This is a genomic window from Helicobacter mehlei, from assembly GCF_003660265.1.
Lineage (GTDB): Bacteria > Campylobacterota > Campylobacteria > Campylobacterales > Helicobacteraceae > Helicobacter > Helicobacter mehlei.
The window spans coordinates 1-778 of sequence record NZ_QXQP01000075.1; the positions used below are offsets into that span (position 1 = coordinate 1).

Here is a 778-nt window from a genome sequence, read left to right on the forward strand (position 1 = left end):
CGGCTGGGTGGGATGAGGATTATGTCATGGCGCTGGCTGCAGCCATTGAACGTTATTCCCGCCACCCACTGGCCACGGCCATTGTGGAGGAGGCGGTGCGCCGGGGGGGTGGACAGTCTTGTTGTCACCGCTATTTCGGAGAAACCCGGCCAGGGGTTGAGCGGGGTGGTTGATGGGCATGCGGTCATGCTGAGCAACCGCAAGAGCTTGATTGATTCCTCATTCCTGCCACAGGATCAGGCAGGCATGGAATCGGTGATGCTCATTGGTGGTGAGTTTGCCGCCTTCATCCAGTTCCGGGATGAACCACGTGCTGCTGCCGCTGATTTCATCGCACACCTTGCCAAGAGGCATGGCACCACCGAAACCATGATCATCTCCGGTGACCGTTCCTCAGAGGTGGAGTACCTGGCAGGCAAGGTCGGTATTAACACCGTCCATGCTGGTGTGAGTCCGGAAGGGAAGCTGGCGCTGGTCCGTGAGTTCAATAAGCGGGGCTCCACCCTCTTCTTAGGGGATGGCATCAACGATGCTCCCGCAATGTCTGCCGCCACTGTGGGGGTGGCCTTCGGTGCTGGATCTGATGTGACTATGGAAGCTGCTGATGCAGTGGTGCTGGACTCCTCCCTGGAACGCCTGGATAACCTCCTGCACATTGGCAAACGCATGCGCAGGATCGCCCTGCAGAGTGTCATCGGTGGCATGGCACTGTCCTTCCTGGGGATGGTGCTGGCGGTCTTTGGGATACTGACACCCCTGATGGGTGCCATCGCACAGG

General features: G+C 59.3%; 1 protein-coding gene. It reads left to right on the forward strand.

The features are described 5' to 3' along the window. Positions 1-108: 108 nt before the first annotated feature. Positions 109-778, forward strand: a 670-nt coding sequence (locus tag EAO36_RS08305; RefSeq protein ID WP_205586173.1) for an HAD-IC family P-type ATPase, incomplete at its 3' end; no start/stop codon positions are given.